The organism is Pseudomonas sp. IT-P258, from assembly GCF_949767825.1.
GTDB lineage: Bacteria > Pseudomonadota > Gammaproteobacteria > Pseudomonadales > Pseudomonadaceae > Aquipseudomonas > Aquipseudomonas monachiensis.
In genome coordinates this window covers 213,327-227,634 of record NZ_CATKPU010000076.1, presented here as the reverse complement: position 1 = coordinate 227,634, position 14,308 = coordinate 213,327, and the positions used below count along the sequence as shown (strand labels likewise).

Sequence of the window (14,308 nt, the reverse complement as noted above, 5' to 3'; positions counted from 1 at the left end):
ATTTCCTACAACGGTAGTTACAAGAAGTATTTTTTTGCGCAGTGGAGGCCCGCTGTGTGTGTGGTTTTTTCGCGTGCGAGCGTAGTCCGATGGGTTAACTAAAAAACGACATCTTCCCGAACCGGATTTTTCACACCCATGAAAACTTCACTACACTCCCCGCTTCAATACCACTCCAGCACAAAAGCCCGATAACAATGAAAAACATCAAAAGAGCAATGATGCTCGGCGGCTTGCTCGCACTCTCCCTTGGCGCCCTGGCAGAACCTTCGCACCTGGACAGCGTCATGCAACAGGGACAACTGCGCGTCTGCACCACCGGCGACTACAAGCCCTACACCCTCAAAGCCGAGGACGGCGAATATTCCGGCATCGACATCGCCATGGCCCGCGCCCTGGCCGACAGCCTTGGCGTCAAGGTCGAGTGGGTGCCCACCACCTGGAAAACCCTGATGCCCGACATGCTCGCCGGCAAGTGCGACATCGCCATGGGCGGCATCTCGGTCACCCTGGAACGGCAGAAAAAAGCCTTCTTCAGCAGCATCCTCGACGTCGACGGCAAAATCCCCCTGGTGCGCTGCGAAGACCAGGCGCTGTACCAGACCGTCGAACAGATCAACCAGCCAACGGTTCGCCTGGTCGAACCCGCCGGCGGCACCAACGAATCCTTCGTCCACGCCTACCTGCCCAAGGCGCAATTGCAACTGCGCGACAACGTGAGCATCTTTCAGGAACTGCTGGATAAAAAAGCCGACGTGATGATCACCGACGCCTCGGAGGCGCTGTACCAGCAGAAGCTCAAGCCGGGCCTGTGCGCAGTCAACCCCACGCACTACATGCAATACGGCGAAAAAGCCTACCTGCTGCCCCGCGACGACATCACCTGGAAGCTGTACGTCGATCAGTGGCTGCACCTGGCCAAAGCGACAGGCAACTACCAGAAGATCCTGCGCCAGTGGCTGGCGGTGCCTGGGGGTAAATAACGGCGTGCCCGCCACTGAAATGGAGACCGCCGCCTGATCGACTGTCCCGCAAGCCGTGACGCGCCAACAGCCCGCCAAGGCTCTACCTCATGGCTTGTTAAATATCGTTACATGATTAAAACTACTATCGCACCGGTAGCAAGCCGGTCATATGCAAGACGCGTTGACACGCACCGAACGAAAACTCGGTCGATGCCTCGACCGAGCAGCCCCCTCAAAAAAGGACAGACAATGAGCAGCACGGATGAATTGCAAACCTACAACGCCAGCCCGAAATGGCAAGAACGTTTCGCTTTTTTTGATCAACACGGCAGCCCCAAAAGCCCCGAATTCAAAACGGCTTTCAAACAGTTGCCAGCGCGCAAGCGCATCCTGATCAACCTGAACTTCATCGCGTTTTTTTTCGGGCCGATCTATTTCTTCGTACTTGGGCTGTGGAAAAAGAACCTGGCAATCATCGCGATCATCGTTGCCCTTTCCTTTGCCCTGGCATTGATTTTCACCCTGCTGGGTTATGAAGAAGCGCCCAAGGCCCTTGACACCGGCATGAACGTCGCCTTTGCACTTATGTACGGATTGAGCGCCAACTACGCCTACTACCTGAAACAGGTAAAAGGTTCGCAAGGCTGGAATCCTTTTGAAGGCTTGAGGTTCGTCTGAGTCTCACCCGAAGCGCAACGGTGGAAATCACTCCACCGTTGTGCCACCAGTCAATCGTCGCGCAACAACCCCGAACTGTACTCGCCGAAGCTGTTGCCGAGCGCACTGCCATGTAAATTCAATTGGTTGGGGTTGTGGGTCGGCCCTGGACCGAAACCGTTAGACGACTGCGAGTCATCCGGATAACGGTCGTCGGTACTCACACCCGAACAGGCGCTCAACAGCACGACGCCCGCGATCAGCGAGACTTTGATCAGGTTTGCGATCATTTTGCAGGTTCCTGTGGGTGTGGAAGCAGATTGAAGAGCTTTGGCCTGGATCCTATGCAGGTTAATGGCCAGGCATGATGAAACTTAGCGCTGCGACAGCTCCGGTTCAGGAACAGTCGAAATGTCGGCAACGCAACGCCCGTTAAATCGTCCTGGGACCCGTTCGCGCCCCACAAGCCCATTCCTGAAAAACTCCCCCCACCTCCCAGCCTCACCGATTCCAGATCCCCATGTCCGCAGCCACCGCCACACCTGCCCCGCTCTCCCGCCGTTTCTCCGTCGCGCCTATGATGGATTGGACTGACTAAAATAATATTTCTTTATATTTCAGTATTATAAATACAAAATCATTCTTGCTGTAGCAAAAATCAAGCAGTGAAAAAGGCTGAAATAGCCCCGAAAGAACTATTTTTTACACGAAAGTCGGTCCAATCCATGACATACCGGACTGACATCCAAGACATGTCGCTAAGCGTTTTCTCATACTAGCCAGCAATCATGACCGCTGCACTGGAGTAAAACTGAGCAAGGGATTCGTACCCCTTCATACATCAGTGAGGACTGCTCCAGACTATAAAGCACGGTACTTTCGCTCTTCTCCTGTAGCGTACTACGGTCTATAGCGGTCCTGAATCCGCCCTATTTTTACCCTAAACCCCTTCCTACTTAGCAAAGCTAGCCGTGATTGAATTGGGCACTTTCGGTGGCAGCCGGCAATCCCAGTGATTGCCACTTGTAAAGTATCTCGATAGACCACTTTCGGCTGTGGATTCAACCGGTCGATGCAACAGATTGGCTAAATCGTTCAGCGGGCGTTTCGTAGTTTAGTGTTTTCCGAGGGCGGCTATTTAGCTGCCTTGCCACTTCATTGAGCGTGGCTTGCGAGTGATCAGCAAGGTCAGTCCCTTTCGGGAAGTACTGTCTTAACAGCCCGCTGGTGTTCTTATTCGATCCCCGTTGCCAAGGCAATGGTCACGTCTGATCAAGCGTGACCATGGAGAGATTGCCGGTCAGGGGAACCAGCACTACCCACAGACGTTGCGACACCCTGTCTGTGAATTGTCGGTCGGTGACGGAGCTGGTCTTGAAAACTCCCGTGTTGGCGGTTCGATTCCGTCCCTAGGCACCATACAAATCAAAGGCTTACTGTGAGAGCAGTAAGCCTATTTTGTTGGACGATCGTTTTTCGTGTCTACAGTGTGTCCGTTAGAGCCCGCACTGCCCCCCACACTAAAAAGCCCCGCACTGGCGAGGCTTTTTATGGGGTCGCGTGACGGGTCACGCCAACACTTCGGGCAGCCGTGCAATCGCCGGCTGTTCGCCGTGCTCGAATTGCCACAGGTCAATTTCCCTAGGCCATGATGACATTGTGCGGTTGTCGGCAAAAAGCCAGGCTGCGATCTCATGGCGATAATACATGTCGGCGTACTTGGCGCCGGCGAAGGCCTCTTCCAGCGTGGCGCGAGTGCCGCACACGCCGATGTCGGCTTCGTGGGGGAAGGTTTGCGAGGGCATGGAGATGTCGTAGCTGGCGATTTCAGGTAGTCAAGCTAATGTAAATAGCGTAGCAGTTAGCATCCACGTATACCTATATCTGTTGATGCACTCCAAATGGCATTTATATTTCGATGGGCGAGAGAACTTTGCTGTGTCAGGGGCAAGACTTAGCTCTGGCCATGATTTCTTTTTTTGTGAGTGAGGTGTGGCATGACTGATAAAGATTTTTGTGAGTTGATCTCCAGGATGGAATGCATAATTGGGAATAGCTGCTATAACGGAAATATTCAGAATTATGGGCCGGGAGGGGAGTGGAATGGAGAAGGGAGGGAGTTTCGGTATCCTATAACGTTTTTTGATGCTGAGCGTGGCAAGACCAAGAGTAAATATATATATTACAAAGATTGGCTGGACGATCATAATAAGGTCATGACTGGGCACTATGCTTTTGGTGCAAATCAGTTACATATAGTTAGAGCGCTTTTTAATATCGTTGTGATGCTTCAGAAAGAGTATGGCTTTAAAGTTTAGCTGTTCATCCATCACAGCAAATCCTCCCGGTGCTCGGCACTGGCATCGGCACTGGCATCCTGTGGCGGTACGCGCCTCGCCACGGGTTCGGCCTCGATAGCCCCTTTCGCTAGGGCAAACACGATTCGCGTCGCTATTTCGAAATCAGAAAGATTTCCGACATTTATCATCGTATTGTTTACGGTGTCGGGGTCTTCTTTCTGCGGCACCGGAAATAGTCGGCTGAGTCGCAATCGAATGAATGTTGCAGCTCCCCTGATCGTTTCCACGCGGCACATCCTGAGCACCACAAAGCAGAACCCCATATAACGTCATGTCAGTTACGCTGGAGCATTGAGCACATATTTCCGAATGAAAAAGACCCACTAGCATTGATCAACGCATCCGTCGGGTTCTCGTACCGAACAGATTTTGTCGACAATGCTATTGCTGAACGTTTTTTCGAAGCGGACCGTCTTGTGGGGACTTGGCGACCCTGGTTCAACATTGACTCGGAGCGCTGAGAGGCCTATCCCTTCTATCAACTGGGCTCGCCTCAATCTGCACCCTTCACTCACCGGCAACCCTCCGAACGTTAGGAGTCACAGATGAGCCCCTTTCAAGTCCAAGCCCGGCGAGTGCTTCACGAGATCTCGTCAGAAACTCAGTTGCAAGGCTACCCACTTACTGAATCGGGTAATGGCATTGAGTACAAGAACTACCTGAGTGCGACGGTGATGACGGTCTATCACGACCGCCTAGACACCGAGAACTCGGGTGCAATAGAAGTTGCAGTTGGCTGCCGGAATCTGTCCGAGGAGTTGAGACTATCGATACACTTAGTAGAACAATGGATGACTAACCTACAACGACGCTACCCGGCCGCCGAGGCTAAGCCACCGCAGTGTTGGCCTCGAATTGCACTTCGATCACCAGATCAACTATCCCAGTTCCATGAGGACTTTCGGAAGCTTTATTCCAGGGAGTCACTCGGGGCTGCCGCTCCAAAACTAGCTGAGGATCTACAAGCCACTCCTCATGGTGTCGATGAACAAGTCCTTCGCGACATCCAAACACGAAGGGGCCAACCAGCCTTTCGTGCGGCGCTGATTCGAGCGTATGGGGAGTGCGCTATTTCGGGCTGTTCAGACGTAGAAGCCCTCGAAGCGGCACACATCACACCGCATTCAACGAATGAAGACTACAGGACGAGCAATGGGCTTCTTCTGAGGGCAGACATCCATACCCTTTTCGACCTGCGGCTGATATCGGTTAACCCGAGCACCGGCAGAGTTGTTATCGCCGCCTCGCTGGGATCTACGTATCGTCAGTACGAAGGTCATCCTCTACGCCTTCCTGTTGATCCTAAAAACCACCCAGATCCTCGAGGACTAATGGACCATTTCCAGGCCTTTGGGAGCGGTAGGTGATCGGGACCCTTGGCGTCTGGAACAAAGTCAAATACATCACTCGACTGAAGCCCTGCCTAGATTGCACTCAAGCCTCCCGCCTCGCCTTCAGCATGCTTCGCCGCATCCCCTCAGTCGAAACGACGAAGCCAGGATTCGACTGTCCCGTGCCGGGTAGCACGCACGAACGCAGGTCGATCTACTTACCGATCTAGTCGATTGCCGGTGCTATCTGCTTCGGTCAAACAGTGAGCCGTCGCTGCCAAGCCAAACGCCATCACTGAGATAAACTTCGCCACCCAGATCGCCAGTTGAAAGATCATTGTAGAGCTCAATCATTTCGTCTCTGGCGCGACGTCTTACGTCTGTGTATGAATCATAGATCTCAAAGAATCTACTGAACGCAGCGGAAAGCTCGCTGTTGAATTCTTGGTCGTTTTGATTCTTGTGCTGAGTGATGACACATATTTTTACGTACTCTCTTCCTGCCCAATCCCTTTCTACCGATGGGGATGTCTCAAACTCGGCTCCTAGTCGTAAAGCAGATTCAATCAAGCGGAGCTGGTTGGGGCATACCTTGATGCGCCCATGATCTTCGCTCGCAGTGGCAGTCATAAGTTCCCACTGAGGATCATCCCCAAGAATTCTTAGAAAGCCAGTCTGCTCTCTGACAACAATGTAGCTTTCTGGGCTGTTCAGTCCCGTTTTTTTGGATTGAAGAATCTCAAAGGTAGTGCCTTCCATGCTGCTCCTCTTGCACATAACGTAATGTAGACCGCACCAACCCGCAGGCCATATCTAGCGCTTGGGGTCTAAATTGGTGATTCAAGTGCCCCGGGATGAGCTTGCAGCCTAGCTCCTAACCATGTGAGCTGCGTGAAAACACATTACTAAATTCAGTCATAAAATCAGCCGCGCCTGTTGTTGTACTACCATCCGTTCAACTCGGTTGGCTAGCGCACCATAAACACTATAGCTTGTGCCTGCCACCATCTTGAAGGACGGCTTTGGAGCGTTGATCTGAACGTCAGCTCTGGGTCGACTGCTGCCCTTCGTGACGGACAGCAAGCGGCCAATAGCGGCCTGTATGAATCGGCTGGAATCGACTATCCGAACTCTGCTAGCCACTTCGCGCTGGCTTGGATCGCCGTGCAGGTTGGTTCGAAACTGGAGCTGGTCTGCATGGGCGTGAGCCGCCATCATCCAAAGCTCACCACCGTAGTGAAAGCCAAAGGACAGCTGACGGAGCGTGAAAATGGATGAGACTGCGAGTCTGACAAACTCGCAGCCTTAGCCTCATGCTTCTGGCTCTGGTTCTACTGGGTCAGGCCACTGTGCAAGTTTCCATTCTCCAGTCTCACTTGGAAAAATTAGGTCGGGAATCAAACAATTATATGTTTGCAGTGCATGTTCTTTAATGAGTCTCCAGAACTCGGCTTTGAAAATGGCTAGTCCTGTTTCGAAGCTGCCTGCAATGATGGCTACGGCGGTGGCAAGCTTTGCTGCTTCCTGCGCGCTATCGATGAATATTTTCTTAAGGGCGTCTTCAGGTCGGGCCCATCTAACTGTGGCGTATAGCACCTTGCTACAGCTTCGGGTATACATCGAATACATATACATGTGGAATCCGCAGCCGCGCCCGGTGTCCAGATATACCCACGCCCACTCCCATTTTGTTTCATCTGGCGCTTTAATTGATGTTATCCGTATCTTATGGGTTTCCAAAAAATCGCAATCTCGATTGCCTGCCTCCGACAGTTCGCCCGCCCGTTTCTTAACAATTTCGTCTATAAAGGCTTCATCACTTATTTTTCCATTCTTGACGGGGATTTCGTTCTTTGATTTCTGTATAGGAGGGATTATTTTTAAGTATTCGTCATTAATGAAAGTTAGTCGATAGCCATCTTGGCCGAGATCCTGGCCCTCCTGCGGATAAATATCAGGCAGGGAGTCTGATGCATCTATTTCAAAGACGCGATGCAGCCAGTCATCTTCTTTTAGGTCTTTCTGAACACTCTTCCACTCATAACTAACATCCAATAATAGGTTGAACTCGTCTCCCCTGAAAACTGGATTGTGGTTCTGGTTGTATTCAGTCAGTCGGGAAGATATGTATGTGGCTGCGGCGCCGTGCGTCGCAGGTGAGTAACTGGTAAACGCTTCGATAATTGCTTTTAGTGCCTCATCCCCCAAGTTTCTTTGTACGCCAAGTACGGCTTTCGCATTGGCTAACAACGTTGTGCGCAGCGGGATGATCACAAAACAATCAGAAACCGGCTGGCCGAACCGCTCCACTCGATACTGTCGCCGTATCGCAGTAATCGTGTGAACTTCTCCTAGGGAGCCGGGAAGATCAATTTTCGCCTCGCGGGTCAGTCCCCGTGCGTCGAAGATCGATGGTTCAATGACCAAATCTAGAGAGTCGCCCTTCTTGTGAGTTTGATTTACCCAGTCAAGAAGTTTTTCATCCGAGAGATTAAGGGGATCGGAAATTACGTCCACAGTATGCCCCATGCGTCTAGTCGCTGAGACAAATGAGCGTAGCAACGGTTATGGTTTCTGGCCAATTGGGGCCGATCGGATTGATCAAGCGAGGGCTTATTTCCGCACGTTGCCAACGGAACGAACCACCCGATACCACTCGAACGCCTCTGCCGGCTCTCCCTGAATGCGCACCATCTGTTGGACGAGCTAATGCGGTGGGGTGAGTCGCCTCTAGTTTTTAGACCATCTGAGGGCTGCTTTTGGCCGATTCTGTTGAAAAAGTCGACCATGGTTTCCGCAGCAGAAAAGTATGCGTCCGAGATTGAAATCTTTACTTTCGGCAGAGGCTTCCGGACTCAGATCTCACGTAGCAGTGTGCAAAAAAGGCGTTTTAACCGGTCAACGACCAGGCTGTTTGGGCGAACCGACTTTTTCAACAGAATCGGCCGATAACTGCCCCTCACTAGGGGCAGCTATGGGTCGGTTGCGGCCCTCCGCAACAGGTAGTAATCGGCCGATTGTGTTGAAAAAGTCGGCTTCGGTTCCCACGGCAGGAAAGTACACGTCTGAAATTGAAATCCGTGTTTTGCGTAGAAGGTTCAGGACTCAGATTTGACGTAGCAGCGTGCAAAAAAGACGCTTTCACTGCTCCATGCAAGGGTAGCCAAGCCGGGTCGACTTTTTCAACACAATAGGCCAGAAGGGACAATCGGCAACGCCCACCTGAAGTCGTTAAAAAGTATCCGAAATGTTGACAAGATCGATCACTAGCGCTTCCAAGGTTGGGATCAGCCACTGAATTTCTACTTCCTCGGCCGATCCCGTCAGGAAAGAAAAACTGTGATCTGGCCGTTCTGCATGTGCAATCTTATTACGTACAAAGTACATGTATTTGACACAGAGAGTACTCAGAACGTCGGAATCGCGAATTGACCGTAAATGTGTGTGTACTGCAATATGTGACTGGATTGCCGGCATAGCACCTATAGAATTCAGATGTGCTGTACGAACAGTTAAAGAATCACGGTAGATCTCAAGAATACGATGATCCTCAACCCTCAAAATGCTGTCTCGCAACATGGCGGCTTTTTTTATCGTTCCGTGATTGTTCTGAATCATCTGAATCCATCTCAAATGAAACCGTATATTAACGGTCGTAAGTGGGGAGACTTGCTTTAGCGATAGGGGGAAAAGCTGGGGAAATTGCTGGATATGATCCCTTAAAGCCACATGACATTCGTGATCGCTACTCTTTTTCGCGAAGGCGCGATAAAGCGCATTGAAAGCGCGCCACAGCCGCTCGAAACGGTCAAAGGGACTGTTTGAGTCTAATGACCTAATGAGATGCGTTATTGCATAAAGCACCGCTCGCCCTCTTAATGTCTCCTCTAGAAGCAAAGCAGCCTTTGCGTTGACAATCGCCTGTAGGGCTACCAAATCAGTCCCCTTAGAGACTATCTGCTTTAGATCTTTCTGGCCCAGGGAATGCCGTTTTTCCCGAGCACTGCCAACATACTGAGTTATCGCAATTTCACGGATAGGCCTGGGATTTCGCTCCAAGACGTAGTACATACATATTGCTTTGATAATTTGTTTGTAAAATGTGCTGTTATGCTGTTTGAGTGGTTGCTGCTGCGTCGTTGTTCTGCTCGACTCGATGATCACGACTTTGTTGTACCAGTGGAGCACGTCGGCACTAGCGTTGCTGGATCGGTAAATTGCGCTCCCGGAAAACAATTTTTTCTTGCTTGCACCGCAAACGAACTTTATTTCTATCCTACTGCTCGACATATTTATCCTTAATTATTTTGATGCAAAGGTGGCGTCGCCTGTTCCGCACATAATCAAAATTCCGCTGGCCTTTATCCGGCTGACTTAAGAGCTCAGGATTAACTTACTGCCAAGCACATAGTATAGGGAGTGTAATTTTAAAACACTTCCGACGACTCCTCGCTAATAGAGCAGCCCCTTTCAATGTTGACAAGTCCGCATTTCGACAATCATCTCATCGAATATTGGCACTGCCTTTTCCAACGCTTCAAGCGCGGCGATTAGCGGCTCGAACAACTCATCGTAGCTGTCATCCCCCCACGCATCGGCAAGCTTGGCATGGTCCAGTTTGAGGGGAAGATGAAAGTACGGATCGTCATAAATGAAGCCGAGTGGTTTTAGATAATCGGCATACTTTTGAGCGACTATTTGCAGGGATTTTTTCCAAGCCTTCTTGCCTTCAAAACCCAAGTCTTTCTCAGCCACAGAAAACCACAGACTCACGCTCGTTGAGGCGACACCACAAAGATTGGCAAGACAATAGTTTTGGCTTTCTTCTACGGTTGCGATCTCATACCAAGGATTAGCCCTATCACCGCCTTTTTCATCTTTAAAACTCCATTTTGGTGGGGCTATCCAATAACCAACTATATCCTCACCGTCGACCATAGAGCTCCAACGATGATCATTAGCCCACGTCTGGATCAATTCAGAAAAATTGGCTAGGACCTCTGGCTCAAGTTCTTGTTCGAACAAAACGGCAGCCTGGTTAAATAGTTGCAAATCCCCGAGAATCATGCGACCAGCTTGCTTGTTGTGATTCATGAAAGACTCCTCGATCAAAAAGCGCGCACATGGCGCAGGAAAGTTTCAGCCAGCCGGTAACTGAATCCCTGAAAGGCCGGATTAGTGACTGCCATGCAATCAAGTGAACGCAGTAATACGCGAGCCAGCTCCTTCCATGAAAGATTAACCACTCGGCGGCTGTCCAGTTCGACGATGCTCCGCGATGCACGACCATCCGTAGTCAAATAGATGACGGCCCATGGTAGGCTGCCGGCGCCTAATTCTGCTGCTTTGACATATCGCAGGATTTGATCCGCCCCCTCGGGCGCATCAATTTTTGCTTCAATCAGCAGATAAAAAGCGCCACCTAGACTGTTACTACGAAGTTCGATATCTACCCTATTGTTACCATCGCTATTCAGGCGGGCCTCACGTATTACGCTGACACGGCTCAATGGTGTATGCGGAATCTGCATCTGAGTGCGATTCACCCGTGCCATCATAGCGCCTAGTAGCACATCACCAAGACCATGATCACCAGCGGGGTCAAGTAGCCAAGCAAGCACCGCCGTAACGCGCACTTCGTCCCTACCCAGTCGGGCGATTCGCCATGGATTACAGAATCCGCCCGCAGCCCGTAGGTATTGGAACGGGGTGCGCATGCCGTCGAATAAGACGGCCAAAGAGCGCACATCGATCTCTGCCGGAGTTAGCGCCATGCGATTGAGCGCCAGTGCGTCCGGGGGTACAGCCCGCAAGGCGTGGAAAAATCCAGAAAGATGGACCGGACTCAACGTAAGTATCTTAGTAGCGGAGGTAGGCGGGGGCAGGTTACGAAGGCGATCAAAAAAGTCGCGAAGTTTTTCGGAGCTTCCAGTGCTCATCAACGTTTCTCATTAGCCAGTATTTAGTCCAGATGATGGCATTTAAATATCGTTGAGGCATAGTCTTGCAATTTTTTCTGGGCTCGAACCTCTGAATAAGATCTGAAGGCACCCGCCTACGAATGTTCGATCCAAGGTTAGTTCCACAGCAGGACTTTTCAACCTGAAAGCAGCTCGGAGGGTTTGTAGGTAAACGACCGCTAAGGGGCAACTGACGCCCTTCGCGGCAGGCAGAAATCGGCCCAGAGTGTGTAAAAATGCAGACTCCGTTTGGAAATCAGCGTTGCTACGTGAAATCTGCCAGCGCTTGGCTAGTCAGCAGACCTGAAGTCTGCGTAGGAACGCGATTTTCGTTCTGGTTCTGACAGTCAAACCTGCTCTAAAACGTTTTTACACAGCCTCGGCCAGAAGCGGCCATCCAGCAGCTGAGAGTGATGCTAGGCGCAAAACCAAAACGATGTTGAATATTGCTTCGCAACCAGCTTACCTAAGCACCTCCCTAGATCAAAGGCATCCAAAGGAGTCGATATATTTTGACACTCGCCTCAAGCGTGACCGCTCACTAGAATTAAGCTCAAGCTTATTTTCGAAGTGTTTTTTTTGCTCAGTGAAAGCCGAAATAAGATAGTGTCTTAGCCATTCATATTTTTCAGTGTTTTCATTTTTATAAAAATTATTTTTGAGCAAGCTTAGAGCTCCTTCGAACGGCGCATTGCTCTTGGAGGTGGACAAGAGTCTTCCATAGTTTAAATATGGATAATCAACCACTCCTCCATTATGTGAAGCAATCGACAAATGCGGAAGCTCGGAGACAACACACTCACTCAACGCACCCTTCATAGAGCCGTAGTACTTCAAAATAAGCGAGCGATCGACAATTATCCTAGGATATTTTGCTGCACTTTCAAGAATGTAGGAATTTACCAATCCCGCCCCGACAATTATATTATTAAGCTTATCAACGAAAAGATCTCCATGAGAGATTGCCCCTCGAACAGGAATTCCTTTGGCGAGTAGCCCGGCTTGCAAAATATTTGACAATTTTATCAACTCAATAAGATTATCAGATGATTCGTCGCAGTAAATAACAATTGAATCACTTATCAGTAAAAAATCAAAATTGCGCTGCGCAACTGCGGACTGAAAGTTTGACAAGATAAAAGTATAATAAGTATCTATAGAAGCGGTTGTCGAGGCATAGACAAGATTCTTAAAGCCAAGCACATCAATAAATGCAACCAGTCGTTTCTTGTATTTTATATTCAACTTCCAAGCCTACCGCTGAAATTATTGTGAAGTCCCACGAAAAGCGCTCCTAGCAGGATAAACAAATTAATATCAATTAGCCAGCACTCATCTATCGTACACATTCTCCGTCTCTTGTATAGATCTGCAAGAGCCGACGTATGGTCTTATGAGTGAACAAAGGCTTCCAACAGGAAATCTCCACAGCATTGCAATGCTTTGTGATCAGACATCGGTCAGTGTGAATCGTCCCTGTTATCGGAGCCACATCTAACTGACAGCAGGATTCGTTACCTGCCTTTCTCGAAGGGCCGCTCTGGATCGAGTTCGGCCTGTCGCGATCAACGCAAACCTATCGCGATGCCTAGAAAAGCTGGGGCGATTCACTCATTGCTGGACTTCTACCACAATCCCCTCCGCCAACAAGCGCTTACGGTGCTCTTCCGATATGTTGGAAAGCCCGCTGACTGGATCACTTAATACCACGTCACCTGTCACTGCGCAGACCATGAAGTTGCTGGCTCCAAGATCCACATCGACGTCTGTTTCCGCAATGTATTCAGGGAGCAGGCGTTGCATGGCTTCGACGGCCTGTCGCGTGCAAGGCTCGATAGGGGCATTGTCCAACTTTGCCAACAGGGCGTGCTTGTCTTCTGGTGAGGCTAGCAAGTCTCCGTCATCACTATCGGTCAGATGCAGCAAGAGACGCGCGACGGCCGCTTGCTGATTAGGGTAAGTCTCTAGGCTATCTAGATGTTCTAGATGGGCCAACCAAAGGTAGTCGGGACAGCAGTCATCGTTCTGATAAAGCGCGACGGCGCCATAATCGGCCAATAGTCGAACTACACCTGGTACACCGAGCTTTTTCGCCTTTGCTGCGAAGTCATGGGTGGCGTTGTCGGAAGACAATCGATACACCGAGTCAGACGTTTCGCCCTCGAACAGGACGCTAAACGAACCTAGATTGATGATCTGTTTTCCGACCAGGGGCGAGCGAGAGCGAACCGCTTCAAAGACCTCCCCCTCCAAAACTCGCTGATGCGCAATGTCCATCCAACCATCTCCTGCTAATTCTCTAGATCCGGTTACCCTTGGACAGGTTGCAAGGCTCACAGAGTAACTGCAGATTTCTGACAGTGTTACTGCCACCGTGGGAAAACGGGACGATATGGTCGAAACACAATAACTTTCGAGACTCACACTGTACGCAAGCTCCGCCGTCCCGTTGCCAGACTTCACGTTGCACGCTCCTGGGGATGGCCTCTCTGCGCGGAGCAACGGGCTTTGGTACGGGCATAATTTTCATATCGACGGGGATAAAAGCGCCTTTGACGCTAGCCTCGCTTGAAGCGGTGGGCCGAGGTGCCGCGATCACTGAAGGTAAGGTGGCCTTGGCGGCAAAGGCCTTGATGTAAGCCACAACGTCATTGAGTTCGGCGTCGGATCTCAATATTAACTTGAGCGCAGGCTGCCCTTTTTCCAGGCCCGCGGAAGCATGGGTGCCGCTATGCCGTCCAGAGTCGCCCGCGTATTCCAGGGCGATTTCCGGTACTGGTTGATCGTCTGGTGGATAAGGCAGCCAAACAAACGCGGCATCTTCGCGATTTGGTTGGTCAGTCTGAATAACGACTCCAAGTCCCGCAATATTGAAGGCGGCGACTTTCACGGTGATTCGGTCTGGGTTGCCAAACTCTTGGTGAAAACGCTCGATGACCTGATCTTTGAACACTCAACATTTCCCTTTGCCAATGAATTCGAGATTCGCTTCCAAGTCGTCCGGTAGCGCTTTGGTTTCGATGAGGCTTATGCCA

15 protein-coding genes and 1 pseudogene are annotated in these 14,308 nt (G+C 50.6%); 4 read left to right on the top strand and 12 right to left on the bottom strand.

Annotation, left to right across the window (positions count from 1 at the left end; genetic code table 11):
* The first annotated feature begins 221 nt into the window (after positions 1-221).
* A complete protein-coding gene (locus ACM6G4_RS23590) occupies positions 222-983 on the top strand; it encodes a transporter substrate-binding domain-containing protein (RefSeq protein WP_411741812.1) in 762 nt (253 codons plus the stop codon).
* Between the two features lie 231 nt (positions 984-1,214).
* Complete coding sequence (locus tag ACM6G4_RS23585; protein ID WP_056722089.1) at positions 1,215-1,643, top strand: DUF2628 domain-containing protein; 429 nt, start codon at positions 1,215-1,217, stop codon at positions 1,641-1,643.
* A gap of 50 nt (positions 1,644-1,693) precedes the next feature.
* Here ACM6G4_RS23585 and ACM6G4_RS23580 read toward each other — a convergent pair whose 3' ends face one another.
* The 3 genes and pseudogenes from ACM6G4_RS23580 to ACM6G4_RS23570 form a co-directional block, all read right to left on the bottom strand.
* Positions 1,694-1,912, bottom strand: a complete 219-nt coding sequence (locus ACM6G4_RS23580) for a hypothetical protein (protein WP_223542387.1) — start codon at positions 1,910-1,912, stop codon at positions 1,694-1,696.
* Positions 1,913-2,683: 771 nt separating this feature from the next.
* Positions 2,684-2,878 (bottom strand): annotated as a pseudogene (locus ACM6G4_RS23575) (transposase); the annotation flags it as partial.
* Between the two features lie 312 nt (positions 2,879-3,190).
* Positions 3,191-3,427, bottom strand: coding sequence for a hypothetical protein (locus tag ACM6G4_RS23570; RefSeq protein WP_414914728.1), 237 nt, complete (start codon positions 3,425-3,427; stop codon positions 3,191-3,193).
* A 192-nt stretch (positions 3,428-3,619) separates the two neighbouring features.
* Between ACM6G4_RS23570 and ACM6G4_RS23565 the strand changes: the two genes are divergently transcribed.
* On the top strand, positions 3,620-3,940 hold the full coding sequence (locus tag ACM6G4_RS23565) for a hypothetical protein (RefSeq protein ID WP_414914727.1): 321 nt from the start codon (positions 3,620-3,622) through the stop codon (positions 3,938-3,940).
* 11 nt (positions 3,941-3,951) lie between these two features.
* Here the strand turns inward: ACM6G4_RS23565 and ACM6G4_RS23560 are convergent, their stop codons facing one another.
* Positions 3,952-4,209 carry a hypothetical protein gene (locus tag ACM6G4_RS23560; protein ID WP_414914726.1) on the bottom strand — a complete coding sequence of 86 codons (258 nt, stop codon included), beginning with the start codon at positions 4,207-4,209 and terminating at the stop codon, positions 3,952-3,954.
* A gap of 318 nt (positions 4,210-4,527) precedes the next feature.
* Here ACM6G4_RS23560 and ACM6G4_RS23555 point away from each other — a divergent pair, with 318 nt between their 5' ends.
* A complete protein-coding gene (locus tag ACM6G4_RS23555; RefSeq protein ID WP_414914725.1) occupies positions 4,528-5,349 on the top strand; it encodes an HNH endonuclease in 822 nt (273 codons plus the stop codon).
* A gap of 207 nt (positions 5,350-5,556) precedes the next feature.
* Here the strand turns inward: ACM6G4_RS23555 and ACM6G4_RS23550 are convergent, their stop codons facing one another.
* From ACM6G4_RS23550 to ACM6G4_RS23515, 8 genes are all read right to left on the bottom strand, one after another.
* Positions 5,557-6,072 carry a hypothetical protein gene (locus ACM6G4_RS23550; protein WP_414914724.1) on the bottom strand — a complete coding sequence of 172 codons (516 nt, stop codon included), beginning with the start codon at positions 6,070-6,072 and terminating at the stop codon, positions 5,557-5,559.
* Positions 6,073-6,624: 552 nt separating this feature from the next.
* Entirely contained in the window at positions 6,625-7,830 is a 1,206-nt protein-coding gene (locus ACM6G4_RS23545) for a hypothetical protein (protein WP_414914723.1), read from the bottom strand.
* Between the two features lie 714 nt (positions 7,831-8,544).
* On the bottom strand, positions 8,545-9,603 hold the full coding sequence (locus tag ACM6G4_RS23540; protein WP_414914722.1) for a hypothetical protein: 1,059 nt from the start codon (positions 9,601-9,603) through the stop codon (positions 8,545-8,547).
* Between the two features lie 180 nt (positions 9,604-9,783).
* Entirely contained in the window at positions 9,784-10,407 is a 624-nt protein-coding gene (locus ACM6G4_RS23535) for a hypothetical protein (RefSeq protein ID WP_414914721.1), read from the bottom strand.
* 14 nt (positions 10,408-10,421) lie between these two features.
* Positions 10,422-11,252 carry a PD-(D/E)XK nuclease family protein gene (locus ACM6G4_RS23530; protein WP_414914720.1) on the bottom strand — a complete coding sequence of 277 codons (831 nt, stop codon included), beginning with the start codon at positions 11,250-11,252 and terminating at the stop codon, positions 10,422-10,424.
* A 504-nt stretch (positions 11,253-11,756) separates the two neighbouring features.
* Positions 11,757-12,518 (bottom strand): hypothetical protein, encoded by a 762-nt coding sequence (locus ACM6G4_RS23525; RefSeq protein ID WP_414914719.1) that lies wholly within the window; start codon positions 12,516-12,518, stop codon positions 11,757-11,759.
* Positions 12,519-12,884: 366 nt separating this feature from the next.
* Positions 12,885-13,550 (bottom strand): hypothetical protein, encoded by a 666-nt coding sequence (locus tag ACM6G4_RS23520; protein ID WP_414914718.1) that lies wholly within the window; start codon positions 13,548-13,550, stop codon positions 12,885-12,887.
* Positions 13,551-13,572: 22 nt separating this feature from the next.
* Entirely contained in the window at positions 13,573-14,226 is a 654-nt protein-coding gene (locus ACM6G4_RS23515) for an HNH endonuclease (protein ID WP_414914717.1), read from the bottom strand.
* Between the last annotated feature and the right edge of the window lie 82 nt (positions 14,227-14,308).

Bases quoted from the DNA above. Each gene is read 5' to 3' on its own strand.
- ACM6G4_RS23590 (WP_411741812.1), top strand. From the start codon at position 222: ATGCTCGGCGGCTTGCTCGCACTCTCCCTTGGCGCCCTGGCAGAACCT.
- ACM6G4_RS23585 (WP_056722089.1), top strand. From the start codon at position 1,215: ATGAGCAGCACGGATGAATTGCAAACCTACAACGCCAGCCCGAAATGG.
- ACM6G4_RS23580 (WP_223542387.1), bottom strand. From the start codon at position 1,912: ATGATCGCAAACCTGATCAAAGTCTCGCTGATCGCGGGCGTCGTGCTG.
- ACM6G4_RS23570 (WP_414914728.1), bottom strand. From the start codon at position 3,427: ATGCCCTCGCAAACCTTCCCCCACGAAGCCGACATCGGCGTGTGCGGC.
- ACM6G4_RS23565 (WP_414914727.1), top strand. From the start codon at position 3,620: ATGACTGATAAAGATTTTTGTGAGTTGATCTCCAGGATGGAATGCATA.
- ACM6G4_RS23555 (WP_414914725.1), top strand. From the start codon at position 4,528: ATGAGCCCCTTTCAAGTCCAAGCCCGGCGAGTGCTTCACGAGATCTCG.
- ACM6G4_RS23550 (WP_414914724.1), bottom strand. From the start codon at position 6,072: ATGGAAGGCACTACCTTTGAGATTCTTCAATCCAAAAAAACGGGACTG.
- ACM6G4_RS23540 (WP_414914722.1), bottom strand. From the start codon at position 9,603: ATGTCGAGCAGTAGGATAGAAATAAAGTTCGTTTGCGGTGCAAGCAAG.
- ACM6G4_RS23535 (WP_414914721.1), bottom strand. From the start codon at position 10,407: ATGAATCACAACAAGCAAGCTGGTCGCATGATTCTCGGGGATTTGCAA.
- ACM6G4_RS23530 (WP_414914720.1), bottom strand. From the start codon at position 11,252: ATGAGCACTGGAAGCTCCGAAAAACTTCGCGACTTTTTTGATCGCCTT.
- ACM6G4_RS23520 (WP_414914718.1), bottom strand. From the start codon at position 13,550: ATGGACATTGCGCATCAGCGAGTTTTGGAGGGGGAGGTCTTTGAAGCG.